This is a genomic window from Calditerrivibrio sp. (genome assembly GCA_026415135.1).
Lineage (GTDB): Bacteria > Chrysiogenota > Deferribacteres > Deferribacterales > Calditerrivibrionaceae > Calditerrivibrio.
Map to the genome: position 1 here is coordinate 22,468 of JAOAHS010000019.1, position 21,439 is coordinate 43,906.

Below are 21,439 nucleotides of genomic sequence, written 5' to 3' on the forward strand. Positions count from 1 at the left end.
AAAAGAATGATATTTTTAGATATGTATGGAAAAAAGTTCTTTGAAAAGACAGTTATTTACAGCGGTGACTTGTCCTTAGCGGATATTGATGACATTTCTATGAAGTTTTTAATGCACAGATGCCAACAGACAAAAAAAACTAATCCATTTTATAGTTATCTTTTCGGGTTAAATGGAGACAGTTTGAATAAGATATTTTGGGGTTGTTTGCCAAAGAGCTTCGACAACAGTTTTGTGGAGTATGCTTTTTATAACTATATTTTTAAAAATGCAGACCTTAAAATGCTTGGAAAAACGATTTTAAATAGGCTCCAATATGACAATATGACTTATGGGTTGCAGGGGTTGTCCCGTAAAATTTTTGGGCGTGATTACTCAAACTTAAATCATAGCGAAAAACTTTACCTTTTTTATCTCTTTGATAGAGCTGAACAATCTATGAAATTTGAAGAATATAAACAAGCGGTGTATAAGATCTATGATAAGAGTAGGTTAAACTTTAGTAGTGAAAAAAGAATTGATGATTTTCCCCATGTTTCTCAGATTGTTTTAAAGGAATTAACAGAAATGGGGTTTGCAGTTTTACCACATGAAACCATTGTGGAGACAAGTTTTGACAGTAGATTATATGTGAAAGTTATTGATACATTAATATCATATTTTGATAAGAAGGATTCGGCTTTACAGTCTGCTGGAATAATTGTTAATGCCAAAACCGGTGAGATACTTACGATCTTCGGTTCGAAAAATGGTAATGGACGATTGAATAGATCCCTCCATTTGAGAAGACAGATAGGATCTGTCTATAAGCCTGTGGTATATATAGCGGCTTTTGAAAAGGGGATTAGTCCTTTGGATATTATAGAGGATAAACCAACAGTATATGGAAAAGGTAAAAATGCTTATGCACCAAAAAATTTCGAAGATTTCTATATGGGTAAGACAAAGGTAGAGAATGCACTTATTTATTCCCTTAATAATGGGACGTTACAGGTGGCGTTAAAAACTGGTCTTGACAATGTAGCAAAGATGTCTGAAAAGCTTGGATTACCTGCTAAACCTCTTCTTGGTTTCTGTCTTGGTTCTGGTGAATACAATGTTATTGAGGTGGCTAACTATATAAGCGTTATTGCTAATGATGGAGTTAAGAAACGTATAGGATTTGTGAAATCTCTAAAAAATAAAGATGATAATTCCTCAATATTTGTTTCAGAAAGTGAAGAAAGAGTTTTTTCCAATTCTACTGCGGAAATTATAAGAAAGATACTTGAAAAAGTTGTGAGAATAGGTACTGCAAAAGGTGCTGGTTTAATGAAAGGAACCTTTGGAAAAACTGGGACAACAAACGATTCCAGAGATGTGTGGTTTGCTTCTGGCTTTGGTGATTATGTCATTGTTGTTTGGATAGGAAGGGACGATTACAAACCGATGGGGGAAAAAGCCACAGGCGGTGGATTAGCTGCACCGTTGGTAGCTAAATTACAGAGGGTTGTTCTTGAAAGATAGATACCCCTCGATATTGACAGAGGGGTATCCAGTATGCTAATCCCTCACTACTAATACAGATTTTTTAGATCTTCTGACCACTTTTTCAGTAGTACTACCGAAAAAGACGTCCTCAAAAAATGTTTTTGTATGGGATGCAATTACAACTAAATCTATATCCATCTCTATTTCTGCTTTTAAGATTTCATTGTATGCTACACCTTCTTTTATACATGTGGTGATTTTGATATTGGGTTTTGAACATTTTTGTATCTGTTCTGCAAATTTTTCTTCTATATCTTTCATGGTGGCTTCTTGTAACTCTTTGATCACCTCTTCTGAAAGATATTGCTCGATTATAGCCACATCGATCACCTTAACGTGTAACAGAATAATTTCTGAGCCAAAAGCTTCAGCTATTTCAGTGGCTTTCTTTAATGCTTTACAAGAAGCTTCAGAAAAATCTGTTGGAACCAAAATCTTTTTTACATTTATCATAATCAACCTCCTGGTATTATCTTATAATAACATTATACCATAAGATTTTATTTTTACTACAAAAAAACTATATGGTTAATTCGAATATTTGAATATATAGATATGTCTTGTGTAACGTTATGATAAATAACGAGTTTTTGTTGTAAAAAGTCTTGACAAATGCGTTTTCAGAACGTATACTGTATACAACTACAAAAGGAGGTTTGTTATGATGTTTAAAAAGTTGCTAACTTTATTGATGGTGCTGGCAGTTGCAATGATGTTTGGATGTGCTGGTGCTCAAAAACAAGAGGTGGCCAAACCTGAAGCAAAACCTGAGACAAAATCTGAGACAAAGCAGGAAGTAAAACAGGAACAAAAAGGTGGCGAGGTCCCTGCTGGTAAAACAGTGGAACAGATTATTAAAGAAGCAAAATTTGAAATTGTAAACTATGATTATGTAAAAGCAAAGCTAGGTGATCAACTTAGAAAATTCAATCAACTGGTGATTATAGACGCAAGACCAGAGAGGATGTATCAGACTGCTCATATTCCAAGTGCGATAAATATACCAGATACTCATATCGATAAGTTTTTTCCACAGTTGGAGCAGTTTAAAGTTGCAAAAGATACCGAAATAATTACTTATTGTGGTGGTGTTAATTGTATAAAAAGCTATAATGTTGCAAAGTTTTTAAGGGATAAGGGGTATACTAATGTAAAGATCTATCTTGCTGGTGATCCTGAATACTCCACAAAATCGTTCATGGAGATCAGTACTCCATATGCAGAAAAACTCCATAAAGAAGGGGTGTTGTTCATCGATGCAAGACCAGAATTGGTTTATAAAAAGGGTACAATTCCAGGTGCTATAAACATACCAGATACAAAATTCTCTGTGAATCAGGAGCCTTACATGAAACTATTACCACAGGATAAAAACACCAAAATGGTTGTCTTCTGTGGTGGATATGCATGTGTGAAATCTCACATTGTAGCAGAAATCCTTTATAACAAAGGATATAAAAATGTTGTGGTATATGCAGCTGGTGAACCAGAATGGAAGGAGAAAGGATTACCAATAGTTATTCCTGGTCAGGAAGCTCAGCCAGCTAAAAAAGATGAAGCCAAACCAGCTGATGGTGCAGGAGCTATAAAAGCTGGAAAAGATGAGGGTACCGTAGATAAAGAGTTTTTTAAAACGCTTATAGATTCAAGACCTGATAATATAGTGATAATAGACGTTAGGAATCCAAATGAATTTCAGAATGGACATGTTAAAGGTGCTATAAATATCCCTGTGGATGATCTGTATAAGAAAGGGTGCGATTCAGTTATTTCAAGGCTTCCAAAGGATAAGAATATTATCTTTATGTGTGCTTCTGGAGCAAGGGCTGGTGAAATGTGGTTTGGTCTTAAAGATGATTGTAAATACAATATGAAAGGCATCTACTTCCTTGATGCAAAAGTGGATTATTCCTCAGGTCAGTGTGTAATTAAGTAAGATTATTCTCAGATTTGACTAAATAAAGTAGGGCCACCTTTATGGTGGCTTTTTTTTTTAAAATGAGTTGTAATTCTTCGTTATTTTATATAAAATTAAAAAAAATTCCCTGTTTTGGAGAGATTGTTGTGTTTAAAAAATGGGTTTTTTTGATCATCCTAGTGTTCGCTTTTTCAAGTTATACTGACTCTGATACTATAGTTTTTTCTCCACTTCAATTTGAGTCTTCAGGTATGGAATATGAAAAATGGGTCCTTTTTGTTGAGGAACTTGGCAAAAGATTGAATATTAACATCGAATTTAAGCAATTTAAGGATAATAAAGAGCTTTTAAATGATGTGGTAAATGACAAGATTGGTATAAGCTATCTTTGTCCTTTTACCTATGTTCTGGTCAAAGAGAAGAACCCCCAAATAGTGCCTTTATATGTTATTAATATATCAGAAAAAAAATATAAATACAGATGTGTTTTGTTTACTGTACAAAATAGCATAAAAACGGATAGGCTTGACAAAAGGATGACCTTTGCCCTTGTCAGCCCCTATGCAACGTGTGGTTATTTATCGGCCGATTATTTATATAAAAAGATGTTCAAAAAAGAGTTTTCTAATGCAAAGTTTGACTATTTAGGTAGTCACAATAAGGTCATAAACTCTGTAATAGCTGGAAAGTACGATTATGGGTGCACAAATAGTATTCTTTTTGAAAAATATTCTAAGATATTCAATCTAAAAAAAGTCATTGAAACTCCAGAACTTCCTGGTTTTGTACTGGTAGCTAATAGGAAGCTTATCAATGATGAACTATATAATAAGTTGAAAATATCCATGAAAGAGGTATTTGAGCAACCAGCTGTTAAAAATGTAAATCCATACGGAGTTAATGAAATAAGTGATAAAGATTATGATATAATAAGAAAAATGAAACCCAAGTATATCCCTTTTGGAGGTTTGTGGTAAAAATGAAAAGGCAATCAAACGACAAAAGTTATTTAATTGTGTTTTTGATTGTATATCTTGGAGTGACTTTTCTGATCGTACAGTATATGTTTAGAGCATTTAAAAGGGAGATGGATTCTCTTATAGGAGCTTCTTTTGAACATGTGTCTTTAAATTATGAAATTGTACGAGATAAATATGATATTCTGATTAGGGCTGAAATGTCTAAACTACTTATAGATGAGGTGTTTGTAAAGATTTTAGAAAAACTGAATATTAAAGATGAAAATATTGTCAAAGAGAATCGGAGAGAGCTACTTAAAAAGTTTTATTCTGTGTACAATGTTTATCTTTCTAAGGGTATTGTGGTCTTTGATGTTTATAATTTGCAGGAAAGATTGTTAAGCTTGAAGAATCCAGAGTTAAGTAAAATGCCAATTACAGAACAGAATTTTATTTATCAGGCAATTACAAAAAACGATATCGTCACCGGTTATGAGATAATAGATGGAAGGATTGTTTATAGCTATAATTATCCTCTAATGGTTAAGGGGCAAGTTGTTGGAGGAATTAAGATAGGTTTTTCTTTGTATTCCATCCAATATTATTTAAATAAGTCTGGTACTTTTAATTACTTAGTTGTTTTGAACGATAAAAAGCTATTTAAAGAAACTTTAATGACTAAAATTTCTGATAATATAGATTGTTATCATGAAGATGAATCGATATTGTTTAATGAAGATATGTCAAAAAATATTGTAAAAAAGATATTGAGCAGACAAGTAAAAGCAGATGAGATAAACAAAAAATTGAGGGAAGAGGGTGATTTTAATCTAAGTTATAACTATGACGGGGATTCGTATCTTTTGATTTTTAAAAGAATAGCTAAGATCAATCATGCCAATCTTTTTATAATTGGTGGAAAACAAGAAAGTCTTATAGCTTCTGTAAAACAAAGGTATCTGATGCATACTGCGGTTGCACTTGTTTTAAATACACTGCTTTTTGGGTTGCTATGGTTGTTTATTTGGAGTAAAATCAAATTACTAAAGTCTGAGAAATTCTTGTCCCTTTTAGTAAAGTTTGTAAAAGGTGGTCTTGTTGCTATCGATAGCAAGGGTAATATCAAATTTCATAACGATGCGGTATTCACCATTTTCAAAGATGAAAAGGATCTGTTGGATTTCTTTAGAATTCATGGTGATGTGGACACAAAAGAGGTTTTTTACAATGGTAAAAATCTGATATTTTATAAAGATTATTTAAATCTGGATGAGATTTTTCAAGGTTATTTGATCTTTTTTGTTGATATTACTGAAAATGTTAAACTACAGGAGAGTGTAAAACTGGCTTATGAGATATTTAAAAACAGTTTAAGCGGTATTATGGTCACAGATACAAATGGAGTAATTTTGGATGTAAATGAAGCTTTTAGTAAAATTACTGGTTATGAAAAAGAGGATGTACTTGGAAGAAAACCTTCGGTACTAAAGTCTGGATTTCACGATGATGATTTTTATAAAAATATGTGGGATTCGATACAAAAATATGGGAAATGGGAGGGTGAAATATGGAACAAGAGAAAGAATAATGATATCTATCCGGAGTATTTGACAATATTTACGATAAAGGACGATTTTGGTGTAACTAAATATTATGTAAGTAGTTTTATAGATATTTCAGACATTAAAAAGTATGAGGAGAAGTTGGAGTATCTGGCATACTACAATGAAGTAACAAAACTACCGAATAAGAAATTTTTCTTAATTAAATTAAAGGATTTTATTAGGGATAACAGTTCAAGCAATATAGCTGTATGTTATCTGGATATAGATGGGTTTAAAAAATTTCTTGATAAGTATGGCTTAGAGGTTTCAAATAATATTATTAATCAGATTTCTAATAGGATACTGCCCATACTCAAACCGAAAGATATTATATCCCACTTTGATGAAGATATGTTTGTTTTTGCAACTATTTTAGAAAAGAATGAGAATTTAGATGAATATCTTGAAAGGATCCAGTGGGCAATATTTAGGCCTTTTACAGTGGATGGGGAAACTTGGAACTTTACCAGTTCCATAGGTGTAACAATTTACCCTGAGGATAAAGAAACCCCAGACGAGCTTATAAGACATGCTCAGCAGGCAATGTTCAACGCAAAGTTGAAAGGTAGAAACAAGATCGCCTACTATGATATTGTTCAAAGTAAGCAGATTGCTATTAGAAAAGAAAAGGTTGCTGCTATCGACAGAGGTTTAAAAAATAGAGAGTTTATATTATACCTTCAGCCCAAGATCAATGTTGATCTTGGATCTGTTGTGGGTGCTGAAGTGCTTGTTAGATGGTTGCATCCTGAATACGGCATGATTCCACCATCGGAATTTATTCCTTACATTTACAATTCAGATATTGAGATCGAGTTTGACAAATACATATTTGAGGAATCGATTAATGCATTAGAAAAGCTTAGAACAAAGGGAGTCGATATCAAGGTAAGTATAAATATATCTCCAAAGGCCCTCTTAAATGAAGAACTACTTAAGTTTGTTCGTGATATTGTTTCAAAAAGGGATCAAACTGTTTGTAGAAGTATAGAGATAGAGATTATTGAGTCCACATCTATAAATAATCTGGAAAAAGCAGCATCGATTCTTAGTGAATTTAAAAAGATGGGTTTTAGTACTTCAGTGGACGATTTCGGAACTGGTTATGCTTCTTTGGACTATATCAAGTCTCTGCCAATAGACACGGTGAAGATAGATAGAATTTTTGTTATCGATTTATTAAAGGATCCAACAGATTTAAATATTTCTGAAGTAGTGATACTTCTTGCTAGAGCATTTAATAAGGAGATAGTGGCTGAAGGGGTGGAGGATATGATGACAGCTGCAGCTTTGTATAAATTGGGTTGTAATACATTTCAGGGGTATTTTATTTCAAAGCCTTTACCTTTAGATGAATTTATCAAAAAATATGATGAGCTTAATACAATAAATATAAAGAAATCTCTGGAATCTTACTTCAAAAATAAAGAAGATATTGAGATCTTTGCTCTCATAAATGCCATCTCTGAAATTTTAGAGTTAGTAGAGAAGATAGAAGTAAAAGATTTTGATAAGAATAAATACGATAAAATATTTTTTAATCTGATGGCCTGGCTTAATAACAAAGGGAATTCATATTTTATGCGGAAAACAGATTATGCTCCAATAATAGAAAAGATTAATAAGGTTAAAAATATCCTTGAAAAGATCAATAGAAAGGATTACCCCAAAGATATGCTTAGCGCTTATATCGAAGAATTAAAGAATATATACATGTTGATAAAAGTCGATTATGAAAATCTTTGTGTATGAATTATAAACTAATTAAAGTAAAGTTAAGTTTTTTGTGGTTATGTTCAGTTTTACCTATTTTGTTTAATGTCTTCTAAGAGACTGAAAAAGGTATCCTCTATGTAGTTAGACATTTTAAATATAGGTATATTCTTGTAAAAACTAGATATTGTAACAGTGAAGTTGCTTGATATCTTTTGGTCATGGTCAAAAAAAGTATTATAGATCATGGCAATTACGCTGATATTTCTAATCAATAATGCCTCAAGGGTAAGCAATGTATGATTTATACTTCCTAATTTAGCATGGGTTACAAGAACAACTTCGGTGTCTAACTCCTTTATGAGATCTATTGTAAGATAACTGTACGTTAAAGGAACCATAGCTCCACCAGCACCTTCTATTATTACGAAATCATAGTGTGGTGTTAAGCTATTCAAGCTATTTTTTATCCTTTCTTTATCTATTGTTTTGTTTTCCATTTGTGCCGATAGATGTGGGGAGGCAGGATAGTTAAATAGATACGGGCAGGTGATACCATTTAAATCCTCTAATGTAAGCTCTGTCCCCATTATTTCCCTGTGTTTTATAATGTCTTCAATTACGTTACTACCTGTCTGTACAGGTTTTGCTGTTATTACCTTGTGGTATCTTTCTTTTAGGCCTTTTGCAATGAGTCCTGTGGCATAGGTTTTCCCTACACCTGTGTCTATTCCTGTTATAAAAATTAGCTTAGCTTTCATAAAGGGTAATGACATTTTATATTGTTTTTAAAAGATGGCTTTTCATTTAAGCATTTTTCTTTTACAAAAGGGCATCTGGTGCTAAAGATACATTTATGTCTAAATATATGGCTATTTTTGGGGATATTGCCGGGTATTGTTTCCAGGTATTCCACATCATTTTTTATGCTTGGTACAGATTTTTTTAGTAAATAGGTATAAGGGTGTTTTATGTTATCTTTAAGTAGATCTTCTCCATTTAAAATCTCCATCATCTCCCCTGCATACAGGATTAAAACCCTGTCGGATATAGATTGTAACAATTTTAGGTCATGGGATATGAAAAGTATCGTTAATTGTTTTTCTTTGTTTATTTTAAACAATAGGTTTAGTATCTCCTGCTGGATGGTGACATCTAAAGCGGTTGTGGGTTCATCTGCGATGAGTATTTCCGGATTAGAAGCCAGAGCCATACCAATCATGACCCTCTGATTCATACCACCACTTAAGTTGTGGGGATAACTGTTTAATCTCAGATCTGGCTTATCAATCTCTACAGATTTTAGAATTTCTATGGCCTTCTTTTTAAAGTCTATGTTTTTGTGATACAATTTTATGGTTTCGATGAGTTGATCACCAATAGTTAGAACAGGATTTATAGAGGATGATGGGTTTTGAAATATCATGGAGATATGCTTTCCGCGAAGTTCTTTAAGATCACTTTTTTTATAGCTAATACCGCAGAATTTTATGTCGCTAAAATGGATATCAAAATAACTTGGCAGTAGATCAAGCAGAAATTTAGCAAGAACTGTCTTCCCTGAACCAGATTCCCCAGCTATACCCAAGATCTCACCCTTTTTGACTTCGAAGGCCACATCTTGTAGTATAATATGATCATTTATACTGATGTTCAAATTATCAATTAGTAGCATGCAAAAATAATATTTGAAAATTTTTTGTTTGTCTATATTATATTTTTATATGGGTGAACTAAAGGATATTATTTTAGAACGAATTGATATTGCTGATTATATATCTCAATACGTGGACTTGAAAAAGAATGGAAGCTCTTATAGAGGGTTATGCCCTTTTCATTATGAAAAAACACCATCCTTTTATGTGACTCCATCAAAAAGGCTTTTTCATTGTTTTGGGTGTGGGAGTGCAGGCAATGTTATTACTTTTGCCATGAAATACCACAATCTGAGTTTCACAGATGCTCTTAAGATGCTTGCTGCAAAAGCAGGTATAGAGTTTGAAAAAAAGATGCAGATCGACAAGGGTTTAATAGAATTAAAGAGATTGCATTATGATATAAGTGTTGTTTCTCAGGAGATGTTATTGGATAATATTGGGACGGTGTATCTTGATTATTTGAAAAAGAGGGGATTTGACGAAAAGGATATTGTAGATTTTTCTTTGGGGTTTATACCTGATGGATACAATTTTAGTGGTTTATTAAAGAAATACTCCTATGATATCATAAAAAAATCTGGGTTGTTTTATTACAGGGATGGACAGGATATTTTTAAATTTTCTGGGAGATTACTCATCCCTATTAGAGATATTTTTGGAGAGATTGTTGCTTTTTCAGGTAGAGATATTATGGGGGCTATGCCAAAATATATTAATTCTCCAGAGACACCTATATTTAAAAAAGGTAGTCTGCTTTATAATCTCAATAAGGCAAGAGAACATAGTTTGAAGTTAAAAACGATGTATATTGTGGAAGGTTACTTTGATGTCATTAGGATGTGGAAGCATGGATATATGAATGTTGTTTCATCTATGGGTACAGCATTTACCTACGAACATGCCCAACTTGTAAAGCGATATGCTGAAAATCCGATTGTTATATTTGATGGAGATCAAGCGGGTGTAAATGCTGCTCTAAAGATTCTCGAGCCTTTTATTTCTGTTAATACTATTCCAGAGGTGGTTTTTTTACCAGAAGGAGAGGATCCTGATACATTTTTAAGGGATAGAGGGGAGCAGTTTGAGGAGGTACTTTTAAATAAAAAGGACCTGTTGATCATGTTATCTGAAAGGTATGCTAAGATGGATGGTTCTCTTTCCAGAAAGGTCAAGATTTATGAGTCTTTGGTAAAAAAGATCGAAAAATTTCCCGAGTCCTCCTTAAAAAGTGCTTATACAGAAAAGCTCAAAACTATTTTTAATATTAATGCAGAACTTTTGGTTTCAAAAAGGATCTTTAAAAAAGATTCAAAGATAAAGCCTAAGGATTTGAGATATATATATGAAGATGATTTTTTAGCATCGCTGTTTATAATAAAAGATGAGGAGTTGATTTCCAATTTAATTGATGGCTTGAGCAAGGAGTTTTTTTATCAGGATAAAAGAGGGTTAATATTTGAGAAAATAGTTGACATTATGAGAAGTTCTGGTAATATAGATACCCTTTTTAATGATGAGGAAGTTGGTGAACTTGTATCGTATATGGTTTCCCAAAGGAATTATGTTGAGCCTTACAAAATAGCTATTTTAAATAGAAACAAACTTATATACAATCATATAAACAAAGAGAAATTACAACTTCAAGAACAGTTAAAGATTGTGTCAGATGTAAAAATGTCTATGGAGATTTTAAAGAAAATAGATGATTTGACCAAAGAAATGATTAAATATAATAAAGTGGAGGCATAATTGATGTCAAAGAAAGTGAAGTTGCCTGATTTAAAACCGCTTATCGCATTAGGAAAGGAGAAAGGTTTTCTTACTTTTGATGAAATAAATGAGATAATACCGGAAGATGTCTTGTCGCCAGAGATTTTGGAGGAGATTCTGGTGAGATTAAAGCAACTGAAGATAGATGTAATAGACAATAGGAATAGTTCTGCACCTGTGATCACATCCCCTATTATCGAGGATGAAGAGATAGAGCTGGACGAACTGGAGACCGATGATTTGTCTATTGATGAGAGTCTGGAAGATGGTTTGTCTTTTGATGATCCCGTCAAACTCTATTTAAGGGAGATGGGGAATATCCCTTTACTCAGTAGGGATGAAGAAACTGAAGTGGCTAAAGAGATAGAAAATGGTCAAAAAAGGGTGATTGTTAATACTTTTTCGTTTATTTATGCTGCTGAGAAGTTTTTATCCATAGTGGAAGATATCAAAAACGGTAATTTCAAGCTTAAGGATTTGGTGGACTTTGAAGATATGAGTATAGAAGATGAGGTTGATATAGATGAGATGGATGAAGATGAGTTAAAAAGGTTGAAAGATGAGAGGGACTTAAAACTTAGGGATGAGTATCTGACGATCCTGGATGATATCTGTGTAAAGATATCTGAGGCTGTAAAGATCTGTAGAAAGTTGAAAACCATAAAGAAGCACGATAGAGTGGAGTCTATAAGATGTACAGTTAATGATCTTTTAGAAGATGTAGCCAATCAGCTTTTGAAGATAAAAGTTAACTATAACCTTATCTGTAACATAGCAAAAGAAATATCAGCTTTTTATGATGAGCTATACCAGCAGGAGAAAGATCTAAAAAAGATTATAGATATTTTCAGGTATAAAGACGAGAATATTGATTACATCCATTTCGATGTTAAAAATTTAGAGATGAATGAAAATAAGGCTCTTACTCAAAAAGAGGTACAAAACCTTATTGCAAAATTCAAAATGATTCAACAAAAGGCACAAAAAAATTTAAAGCTTTTGGGATATAACAGGTTTGAACTTGATAGTCTTCATAACGCCCTGATTCATAATCTCACCAAGACGGAGGAATATAAAACAAAACTTATTCAGTCAAATCTAAGGCTCGTTGTAAGTATAGCAAAAAAATATACAAACCGTGGTCTTCAGTTTTTGGATCTGATACAAGAAGGGAATATAGGGTTAATGAAGGCAGTAGAAAAGTTTGAATATCAGAGGGGGTATAAATTCTCCACGTATGCTACGTGGTGGATAAGACAAGCTATAACGAGAGCCATTGCAGATCAGGCAAGGACAATTAGGATTCCAGTCCATATGATAGAAACAATAAATAAGATGATGAAGGTGTCAAGGAATCTCCAGGTGGAGTTGGGAAGGGAGCCTACACCAGAAGAGATAGCAATGAAGATGGATGTTCCGGTGGAAAAGGTGAAAAAAGTGTTAAGGATTGCAAAAGAGCCTGTATCTTTAGAAACACCTATTGGAGAGGATGAGGATAGCTCTTTAGGCGATTTTATAGAGGATAAAAAATCGAAAAACCCCCTTGATGAGGTTATTTACCTTAAATTAAGTGAACATACAAAACAGATCTTGGATACCCTTTCTCCGAGAGAGGCTTCTGTCTTGAGATTAAGATTTGGGATAGATTGCGCATCAGACCATACATTGGAAGAGGTTGGTAAGAAATTTAATGTTACTCGGGAGAGGATTAGACAGATAGAGGCTAAGGCTTTGAGAAAATTGAGACACCCCACTAGAAGCAGGATCCTTAAAACCTTTGGAGAGTAAGCAATGTTTGGATTTGAAGAGAAATTGGCGAGATTGGTTTGTGATTATAGTTTGAAGATAAAAGAGGGTGAGGTGGTAGAGATAAGAGGTGAAAGTTGTGCTGAGCCTTTTATTAAAGTTTTGTATAAATATATTCTTACTCAGAATGCTTATCCCCTTGTTAGGATAAGTTTTAATGAGCAGTTATATACATTTTATAAATATGCCAGTGAAAAGGTTATCGAAACTTTGCCTGAGGTATTGTTGACCACTGCCAAAACGGTTAATGCAGTTATAAATATAGATTCTGAGTCAAACACTAAGCAGCTTACCGGTGTGGATCCTGCAAAGATAGCTTTACATAGGAAGACTACAAAGGTTTTAAAAGATATTATGTTTGAAAGGGAGGCAAAGGGGGAATTCAGGTGGGTAATCGTACCTTATCCTACTTCTGCAATGGCTCAGGATGCTGAGATGAGTTTGGATGATTATGCCGATTTTTTGAAAATGGCTCTTAAGCTTGATGAGGTGGATCCTGTCTTGGCTTGGAATAGTGTGAATCTTTTTCAACAAAAAGTAGTAGAGATCTTAACGGATGCAAAGCAGATAAGGATTCAGGGTACAAAAACCGACCTTACACTGAGTGTAGAAGGTAGAAAATGGATAAATTGTAGTGGAAGGCATAATCTACCAGATGGAGAGGTGTTTACCAGTCCTGTTGAGGATAGTGCCGAAGGGGAAATATTTTTTGATATCCCTACCTCTTTTATGGGTGTGGAGGTGCAGAACGTTCTTTTGAGATTTGAAAAGGGTAAAGTGGTGTATGCAAAGGCGGAAAAAGGCGATGGCTTTTTACAGAAAATGTTGGAAACGGATGATGGTGCACGATATGTAGGGGAAATTGCCTTTGGATTGAACGATTCTATTACTATTCCCAGTAAGAATATACTTTTTGATGAAAAAATAGGTAAAAGCCTTCATCTTGCTATAGGTTCATCCTATCCAGAAACTGGTGGTAAAAACCAGTCGGGACTTCATTGGGATCTGATTAAAGACATGAAGCGTTCGAGTGAGGTATATAGGGATGGAGTTTTGATATACAAAGATGGGGTATTTTTAAATGTTTAATGCCTTTTTCTTCCATTGCCCAGTTAAAGTACATGTGGAAAGGGATCCTTATGAAGTATTAACAAATTTTTTAAAGGATTGTAAAAGGGTTGGTGTTGTATCTGGTAAAAGGGCTATCTTTGTTACCGGTTTTAGTGACTTTTTGGTGGATAGATTCAGGGAACATGATATTTATTTTTTTAATGAAGTGAATGAAAACCCCACGATAAATGAGGTTTTAAAGGCTGGTAGGTTCTTAAAGGACAATAAAGTGGAAAAAGTTATCGCTTTTGGTGGTGGTAGTGCCCTTGATGCTGGTAAAGCGGCTGCGATTTTTGCCACAAATAATGTCCCCTTTTATGAGCTTCTAAATGCTGAAAAATATAATATGCCTTTACCTTTAATTGCAATTCCTACTACGTGTGGTACTGGTTCTGAGGTTAATCATTACAGTATTATAACTGATCTTGAAAAGTTAGATAAGGTAAATTTTAATAAACCATTCACGTTTCCAAAAGAAGCAATTCTTTGGTCAGAATTTATAAAAACCCTTGATAAACAGATTATGTTGTACACTGTATACGATGCTTTTACCCATGCCTTTGAGGGGTTTGTATCCAAGAGATCTAATAAGTTTTCAGATATAGTGGCAAAAGAAGCTATGTATATAATCTTGAAAAATTTAAAGTCTGTTTGCGAGGGAAGGGACTGTGATATAAAGGAGCTTCTTTTTGCATCATCACTTGCCGGTGTTGTAATTTTACATACAGGTACCACTGTGCTTCATGCATTGGGTTATTATTTGACAAATGTTCACAGGGTTCAGCATGGCCTTGCCAATCTATCATTGCTTACAAAGTATATTAAGATGTGTGAAGATTCTAATATAGAAAAGTTAAAACTTTTACGACTATTGGAAAAAGAGGTGGGAATTACTGTTGAAGAGTCTGTGCAGGAGATATTTGGGGGTATTGTTGCTAATGTTTTTGAACGTGTTGATGTGGAAAAGATGGTGGAATATGCTATTAAAAAACCTAATGCTTTATCTACTCCTTTTGAAGTAGATAAAAATTATATTCTAGAGCATCTTGTCTAATTTTTGAATACTTTTCCATAATTTTTTTTACGTATATTTCAGTTTCACCTATTTTAGGTATTGACATGTTTTTTAATACTTTGGTTGGTCCGGCATTGTAAGCAGATAGTGCAAGATCAAGTCTCCTGAATCTCTTTATCTGCATAGATAAATATTTTATCCCTGCTTCTATATTTTGCTCTATATCAAAAGGTTTTTGAAAACCGATATCATAAAAAGTAGATGGCATCACTTGCATAAGACCAACTGCTCCTGTCCTTGAGATAGCATATTTTTTGTATTTTGATTCGACTTCTATAACAATTTTTACTAATTCTGGATCTATTTTGTATTTTTGACAATGTTTTTCTATTATTTTATAGAGTTCTTCCTTTGAAGGTAGAGGAATTAATACCCCGGTATCTGTTATAATGTAGTGTAGGAGTATATAAACACTAATAGTTCTTGATTTTATAAAAAAAGGGTTTATAATGGATTTTGGGTTAAAAGTAGTGAAAAAAGTTACAAAATTTATAAAAAGTAGATGGGCCAGAAATAACGATAATGTGTATTTGTATATTTTTTCAACCATCTACGTAATATTTCATAAATTATTTTAGTAGTCAATAATATTGTGGGAGTAGTTTAATGAAGATTTCGAATATGCTGGAGAATAAACATTCTCTGATATCATTTGAGTTTTTTCCACCTAAAAAAATAGAAAACGAACATATACTTTTTGAAACGATAGATAGTTTGAAAAAATTTAAGCCAGATTTTGTTTCTATTACCTATGGAGCAGGTGGTAGCACTAAGGATAAAACCCTTGATTGGACGCTGAGAATCAAAAGGGATTACTCCATAGAGACGATGATGCATCTTACATGTATTACTTCAAATAGGAATGAGATAGATGATCTTTTGGATATTTTAAAAAAAAATGGGATCGAAAACATCCTCGCTTTAAGAGGTGATATACCAAAAGATGGCTTAGCCTATACAATTAGTTCAGATTTTAAGTACGCTGCCGATCTTGTAAGAGAGATCAAACCCTATGGCTTTTGTATCGGGGTGGCAGGTTATCCTGAGGGGCATTTAGAAGCTGAGAGCCTTGAAAAAGATATTGAGCATTTGAAAGAAAAGATAGAGGCTGGAGGAGAATTTATTATAACCCAGCTCTTTTTTGATAATACTTTCTTTTATAGATATCTTGAAATACTTCAAATATATGGTATTGATCAACCGGTAATAGCTGGTATAATGCCGATTACTTCGTATGGGCAGATAGAGAAGTTTAAACAGATGTGTGGTGTGAGTATCCCACGTAGTTTGGTGGAAAAGATAGAGGGTAAGAATGATGATTATGTGTTTTCTGTGGGGGTAGAGTATTCCACCAGGCAGTGTGAGGAGCTTCTTAAAAACAAAGTAAGAGGACTTCATTTCTATACCCTTAATAGATCTGAAGCTACAGGTGAAATATTGAAGAATTTGGGATATGTATAAAAGGATATTGATGTTTCCTACATTAAAAGAGGCTTCTTATGTCTTTAAAAAACGTTTTGACCAGAATAATGGTCTATTGTGTCTGAAACAAGGCGATGTCTTAGCTTGTGTGATAGGGGTGAGCAAATCAGCTTCTTTGATCAACACTTACAAGGTATTTGAAAGTTATGGGGCTGATGAATACTTCTTATTGGGTATAGGGGGAGCTTACAGAAAAAGTGGATTAAAAGTGGGGGACGTGGTAACGATCATGGAGGATTATTTCGTTGATGAGGGAGTTTTTTTAGGGGATAAGTTGATGGGATTGGATGAAATGGGGTTTGCTATTTGTGAAAAGAACAGGGTGTTTTTTAAGGTATGGGAGGACCTAAAGATAGTAACAGGTAATACAGTCTCGGTGTGTAGTGGGACAGATTTTTGGTCTGATATGTTACAGTCAAAAACGAATGCAGATGTGGAAACAATGGAAGGGGCATCGGTGGGGCTTGTTGCAATGGGTTTTGGTAGGGATGTTTATCATATTAGGGCTATTTCAAATTTTACAGGGGAAAGAAGGAATCAGGAATGGAATTTTATGCTTGCTATGGATAATCTTAGTGATTTTATAAGGAGAAACCTCTTATGAGAGTCTTATTTTTTACTCTACTCTTGATGATGCACAATTTAGTTTATCCATACTGTTTCGATGAAGCAGAAAAACTGTATGGAGTAAGCAAGGATCTATTGATTGCTATAGCGATGGTCGAAAGTAACATGAAGCCAAATGCAATTAATAAAAACAAAAACGGAACCTTTGACTATGGTGTTATGCAGATAAATAGTGCTTGGTATTATGAGTTAGGTGAGGAAAAATGGCATCGTTTGGCGGATCCTTGTGAAAATGTCAAAACTGGAGCCATGATACTATCTAAGTGCATAAATAGGTTTGGTTTTAACTGGAGAGCTGTTGATTGTTATAACAAGGGTTCTAAAGCTACTAATTATAGCACTTATATTTTAAAGGTATATAATCAGTTAAAAAAACAGAAAGGTGTAGAGGTGGTTAATAATCAAAAAGATAGACTTGATACAAAAAGCAACTGATAAGGTTCTATTCAAAGAGGATAAATCTTAAGAGGAGATTTTAATGGGTTTTTTTGATGTTTTTAAGAAAAATGAGGAAAAGAAAGCTCAGAAGGATGAGTTGGGGTTGTTGGAAAGGCTGAAATCTGGTTTGGCGAAAACATCTACAAAACTGGTGGGAGGGCTAGAAAACATTATTTTTGGTAAAAAGAAGATAGATGCCGAATTGTTTGATGAACTGGAGGAGCTTTTTATCACTGCCGATGTTGGTGTTAATACAACTTTGAAAATTATTGAAAAAGTAAAAAGCGATGTATCCCGGAATGTTTTAAAAGACCCCTCAGAGCTAAAAAATGCTATTAAAAATGAGTTGATAAATATTTTAAGTATCAAAAATGAATTAAATACAACAGAAGATAAGCCTTTTGTCATGTTGATTGTAGGGGTAAATGGTACTGGTAAGACGACAACTATTGCTAAATTAGCCAATATGTTTAAAAATAACGGATATTCGGTAATTTTAGCTGCTGGTGATACTTTTAGGGCAGCAGCTATAGAGCAGTTGCAGGTCTGGGGAGATCGTGTGGGTGTTCCTGTGATTAGGCAGTCTGAGGGGAGTGACTCGGCTGCAGTCATTTTTGATGCTGTTGAGTCTGCCAAAGCTAAAGGGGTAGAAATTGTTATTGCAGATACTGCCGGTAGGCTTCATAATAAATTCAATCTTATGAATGAGTTAAAGAAAGTTGTAAAGGTAATAAAAAAAACTATTCCAAGTGCTCCCCATGAGGTATTGTTGGTAATAGATGCTACCAGTGGTCAAAATGCCATAGAGCAAGCGAGAAGATTTAAAGAAGAGATAGGGGTGACAGGCATTGTTCTTACCAAGCTTGATGGAACTGCAAAAGGTGGTGTCATTGTGGGTATAGTGGATGAAACTGGGATACCTGTAAAATTCATAGGTTTTGGTGAAAAGATGGATGATTTGAAGCCTTTTGATGCCAAGCTTTTTGTGGATGCTCTTTTTGATAAGTAGGTTGTAAATGTTTGATAGGGAACTTTTTCGTTGGTTATATTTGGAGAATGATCGATCGGATATATACTCTCCGGTTGTCTGGAATGGCTACCAGCTTAATTACTTTGACTATGCTGGTGAGAGTTTTATCATAAAAGATGATTATAAGCCCATTGACGCCCTGTACTTTTCTATAAACTTTTATAAAAAAGGTGAATTAAACCTTATACACCTATCAAATCTGGCGTGTATTGTTCAAAAGTTAGGTGTGTTGTTTTCCGATATAGATCTTTTCAAGAAGTATGGAATAAAAAGCAGTTTTGATTTTGAACTACTGCTTTATTTTAATAAATTGCCTGATAAATTAAAAAAATACCTGTCCGAGAAGGAAGTATCCCTAAAATATATAAAACAGATTAGGTCTTTAAGCCACGATACTTTGATCCATCTGGTGAATTTTGTTGAACGCTTCCCATCTTTGGGAGAATTTAGGGGTTTTTTAAATGATCTTTTTGATTTTGGAGGTGTGATTGGAGGGGATTTGGGACAGCTTAAACTGATTAAAAGGAAGAGGGATGAGGAATATTATACTTTTCTGGAATCTTTTAATAAAATACTTATGGGATTTAAACATGTTCAAGTCAGAAATAGTAACAACTTTGAAAAAAGTGAGCTTATAATCTCCTTTTCCATAAGCAATATCGATGACCTGTATAAGGCATTGGATGAGCTAACATATAACACTGATAACTTCAAAAAGCTCTTTTCTCTGATGGAGGATTATGGTATTTCTTAATAAAAAATGTCTTGGAGGCTACTTCCATAGGTTATTTGAAAAGAAGGGGATAGCTTATTATCCCGTTTCATCTGAAGATGAGATCGAGGATTGTAAAAAAAACATATACATCACTTCCCAGAAAAACAGGTTTGTTCACAAATGCCCCGGCACAAAAGAATATAGATGTTGTAACTATATGGTAGTGGATGTAGTTGAAGGTTGTCCTTTTGACTGCTCTTATTGTATCTTGCAGGTTTACCTGAATAATGATTTTATAAAAGTCTATGACGATCTTGAAGAAATAATATATAATGTCAAACAACTGGATAAAAAAGGGCGTTTTAGGTTAGGTACAGGGGAGTTATCAGATAGCCTTGCTCTTGATCATATTTTGTATTTGACAGACTTTTTTATCCCACTCATTAACGAATGTGAAAATATCCGGTTTGAATTTAAAACCAAATCTGATAATATTAAAAATTTATTCAATCATGATCCGAAAAATATTTTAGTTTCATTTAGCTTAAATCCCCAGGAGATAGTATCCAGTGAAGAACATTTTACAGTATCGGTAAGTAGAAGAATATTTGCAGCTAAAGCTTTAACTGAATATGGTTACAAAGTGGGCTTTCATTTCGATCCCTTGATAGATTGGGATAACTTTGAAGGATTATACGCTGATCTTATTGAGGATCTGTTTGATAATATAGCTGAAAAAGATGTGGAATTTATTAGTATTTCAAGTTTTAGGTTTATTCCTGAGCTTGCAGATATTATCAGGATAAAGTTTCCCCACACCAAGATCTTAGCTAATACTTTTGTGAAATCCCTTGATGGTAAGATGAGGTATTTTAAAGGTAAAAGGTTTAAAATGTTAAGTTTTATATATTCCAAAATCAGATCGAGCTGGAAAGATGTATTTATTTATTTCTGCATGGAGGATGAAACTATTTGGAGAAGAGTTATAGGCTATGATCCCGGTGATAGAGAAAAGTTTGAAGCATATTTTAATTGGAAAAGAGTATGAATGTATTATCCATCGATATAGGCGGGACTAACGTTAAGTATGGTTTCTTCAAGGTCTTGGATAAAGACAATGTGGAGTTACAAAACTTTAGTTTTTTTAAAACACCAAAAGATTTTAATGAGTTTGTGCTTAGGATAGAGGAATGTACAAAGCATACTGCTTTTGATGTTGTAAGTGTTGCAATACCTGGGGTTTATGATTTTATAAAGGATGAGATTATTTATGCTCCTAATATTCAGTTTTTAGATGGTATAAAAATAAAAACCTCTTTTAATGAAATGTTAAGGTGTGATGTTTTAGTAGAAAATGATGGTAATCTAGCTGCTTTGGGTGAATATTTTTTTGTAGAAAAGTCAAGTATAAGGGATTTTGTGTTGGTTACATTGGGTACTGGTGTAGGAGGTGGAGTTATTTTCGATGGGAAAATCCTATCTGGTAAGACTACAATATCGGAGATAGGACATATCACCATAAATTTTAATGGAAGAAAGTGTGGTTGTGGCAAGATGGGCTGTTTTGAGGCGTATTGTGGTATGGGTGGTTTGATTGAAACATATAAAGAAGTTTCAGGTCTTTATGTTTCTAAGGCGGATGAGATTTTTAAAAAGTGTTCCAATAAGGATGTTTTAGCAAAGATAAGTGTGGACATATTTGCTTATCATTTAGCGTCTGGTTTAGTGTCTATAGCCAATATCTTTGCTCCCGAAATTATTAAGATAGGTGGAGGTCTTTCTTTTAGTAGTAATCTTTATTACAGAAAAACTATAAGGTATTTTTCTAAAATGATCTTTCCTGCGTTTAAAACAAAGACGAAGCTATCCATTGCAGAGCTAAGAAATAATGCGGGGATATATGGGGGTGTAGCTTTAGCTTTGATGTCTTGTAGCTTAAAAAAAACTTGATAAAAAGGTTGTTTGGTGTTAAAAAAATCTTTTGTAACTCTTATATGTACAAAT

Annotated in this window: 19 protein-coding genes; 15 read left to right on the forward strand and 4 right to left on the reverse strand. The window is 33.7% G+C overall.

The annotated features are described in order from the left end of the window. Window positions 1-6 precede the first annotated feature (6 nt). On the forward strand, window positions 7-1,506 hold the full coding sequence (locus N3C60_03470) for a penicillin-binding transpeptidase domain-containing protein (GenBank protein ID MCX8083961.1): 1,500 nt from the start codon (window positions 7-9) through the stop codon (window positions 1,504-1,506). A gap of 36 nt (window positions 1,507-1,542) precedes the next feature. Here N3C60_03470 and N3C60_03475 read toward each other — a convergent pair whose 3' ends face one another. Beyond that, window positions 1,543-1,983 carry a universal stress protein gene (locus N3C60_03475; GenBank protein ID MCX8083962.1) on the reverse strand — a complete coding sequence of 147 codons (441 nt, stop codon included), beginning with the start codon at window positions 1,981-1,983 and terminating at the stop codon, window positions 1,543-1,545. A 208-nt stretch (window positions 1,984-2,191) separates the two neighbouring features. Between N3C60_03475 and N3C60_03480 the strand changes: the two genes are divergently transcribed. From N3C60_03480 to N3C60_03490, 3 genes are all read left to right on the forward strand, one after another. Continuing rightward, window positions 2,192-3,466 carry a rhodanese-like domain-containing protein gene (locus tag N3C60_03480; protein MCX8083963.1) on the forward strand — a complete coding sequence of 425 codons (1,275 nt, stop codon included), beginning with the start codon at window positions 2,192-2,194 and terminating at the stop codon, window positions 3,464-3,466. Between the two features lie 128 nt (window positions 3,467-3,594). Beyond that, on the forward strand, window positions 3,595-4,425 hold the full coding sequence (locus N3C60_03485; GenBank protein ID MCX8083964.1) for a PhnD/SsuA/transferrin family substrate-binding protein: 831 nt from the start codon (window positions 3,595-3,597) through the stop codon (window positions 4,423-4,425). A 2-nt stretch (window positions 4,426-4,427) separates the two neighbouring features. Beyond that, on the forward strand, window positions 4,428-7,763 hold the full coding sequence (locus N3C60_03490; protein ID MCX8083965.1) for an EAL domain-containing protein: 3,336 nt from the start codon (window positions 4,428-4,430) through the stop codon (window positions 7,761-7,763). Window positions 7,764-7,813: 50 nt separating this feature from the next. On the opposite strand, the gene bioD is transcribed toward N3C60_03490, so the two are convergent. Both bioD and N3C60_03500 read right to left on the reverse strand, forming a co-directional pair. Further along, the gene (gene bioD, locus N3C60_03495; protein MCX8083966.1) at window positions 7,814-8,485 is read right to left on the reverse strand and encodes a dethiobiotin synthase; all 672 of its coding nucleotides are present in this window, start codon (window positions 8,483-8,485) and stop codon (window positions 7,814-7,816) included. After that, window positions 8,482-9,399 (reverse strand): ABC transporter ATP-binding protein, encoded by a 918-nt coding sequence (locus tag N3C60_03500; protein MCX8083967.1) that lies wholly within the window; start codon window positions 9,397-9,399, stop codon window positions 8,482-8,484. The genes bioD and N3C60_03500 overlap by 4 nt, the downstream gene beginning before the upstream one ends. Before the next feature lie 49 nt (window positions 9,400-9,448). Here N3C60_03500 and dnaG point away from each other — a divergent pair, with 49 nt between their 5' ends. Genes dnaG through N3C60_03520 form a run of 4 tightly spaced genes read left to right on the forward strand, consistent with a single transcriptional unit; the run spans window position 9,449 to window position 15,122 of the window. Next, a complete protein-coding gene (dnaG, locus tag N3C60_03505; GenBank protein MCX8083968.1) occupies window positions 9,449-11,131 on the forward strand; it encodes a DNA primase in 1,683 nt (560 codons plus the stop codon). Between the two features lie 3 nt (window positions 11,132-11,134). Then, entirely contained in the window at window positions 11,135-12,940 is a 1,806-nt protein-coding gene (gene rpoD / locus N3C60_03510) for an RNA polymerase sigma factor RpoD (GenBank protein ID MCX8083969.1), read from the forward strand. 3 nt (window positions 12,941-12,943) lie between these two features. Continuing rightward, window positions 12,944-14,047: an aminopeptidase gene (locus N3C60_03515; protein MCX8083970.1), complete on the forward strand. Its 1,104-nt coding sequence runs from the start codon at window positions 12,944-12,946 to the stop codon at window positions 14,045-14,047. After that, window positions 14,040-15,122 carry an iron-containing alcohol dehydrogenase gene (locus tag N3C60_03520; protein MCX8083971.1) on the forward strand — a complete coding sequence of 361 codons (1,083 nt, stop codon included), beginning with the start codon at window positions 14,040-14,042 and terminating at the stop codon, window positions 15,120-15,122. The genes N3C60_03515 and N3C60_03520 overlap by 8 nt, the downstream gene beginning before the upstream one ends. On the opposite strand, the gene N3C60_03525 is transcribed toward N3C60_03520, so the two are convergent. Beyond that, entirely contained in the window at window positions 15,073-15,693 is a 621-nt protein-coding gene (locus tag N3C60_03525) for a lytic transglycosylase domain-containing protein (protein MCX8083972.1), read from the reverse strand. The genes N3C60_03520 and N3C60_03525 overlap by 50 nt on opposite strands. A gap of 56 nt (window positions 15,694-15,749) precedes the next feature. Here N3C60_03525 and metF point away from each other — a divergent pair, with 56 nt between their 5' ends. The 7 genes from metF to N3C60_03560 are packed head-to-tail and all read left to right on the forward strand — an operon-like array spanning window position 15,750 to window position 21,385. Beyond that, a complete protein-coding gene (gene metF, locus N3C60_03530; GenBank protein ID MCX8083973.1) occupies window positions 15,750-16,604 on the forward strand; it encodes a methylenetetrahydrofolate reductase [NAD(P)H] in 855 nt (284 codons plus the stop codon). Then, window positions 16,597-17,229 (forward strand): hypothetical protein, encoded by a 633-nt coding sequence (locus N3C60_03535; GenBank protein ID MCX8083974.1) that lies wholly within the window; start codon window positions 16,597-16,599, stop codon window positions 17,227-17,229. The genes metF and N3C60_03535 overlap by 8 nt, the downstream gene beginning before the upstream one ends. After that, complete coding sequence (locus N3C60_03540) at window positions 17,226-17,687, forward strand: lytic transglycosylase domain-containing protein (protein ID MCX8083975.1); 462 nt, start codon at window positions 17,226-17,228, stop codon at window positions 17,685-17,687. The genes N3C60_03535 and N3C60_03540 overlap by 4 nt, the downstream gene beginning before the upstream one ends. Before the next feature lie 43 nt (window positions 17,688-17,730). Then, a complete protein-coding gene (ftsY, locus tag N3C60_03545) occupies window positions 17,731-18,699 on the forward strand; it encodes a signal recognition particle-docking protein FtsY (GenBank protein ID MCX8083976.1) in 969 nt (322 codons plus the stop codon). 7 nt (window positions 18,700-18,706) lie between these two features. Further along, a complete protein-coding gene (locus N3C60_03550) occupies window positions 18,707-19,474 on the forward strand; it encodes a hypothetical protein (GenBank protein ID MCX8083977.1) in 768 nt (255 codons plus the stop codon). Next, window positions 19,461-20,483 carry a DNA photolyase gene (locus N3C60_03555; GenBank protein ID MCX8083978.1) on the forward strand — a complete coding sequence of 341 codons (1,023 nt, stop codon included), beginning with the start codon at window positions 19,461-19,463 and terminating at the stop codon, window positions 20,481-20,483. The genes N3C60_03550 and N3C60_03555 overlap by 14 nt, the downstream gene beginning before the upstream one ends. Then, window positions 20,480-21,385 carry an ROK family protein gene (locus N3C60_03560; protein ID MCX8083979.1) on the forward strand — a complete coding sequence of 302 codons (906 nt, stop codon included), beginning with the start codon at window positions 20,480-20,482 and terminating at the stop codon, window positions 21,383-21,385. Before N3C60_03555 ends, N3C60_03560 begins: the two co-directional genes overlap by 4 nt. Window positions 21,386-21,439: the final 54 nt, after the last annotated feature.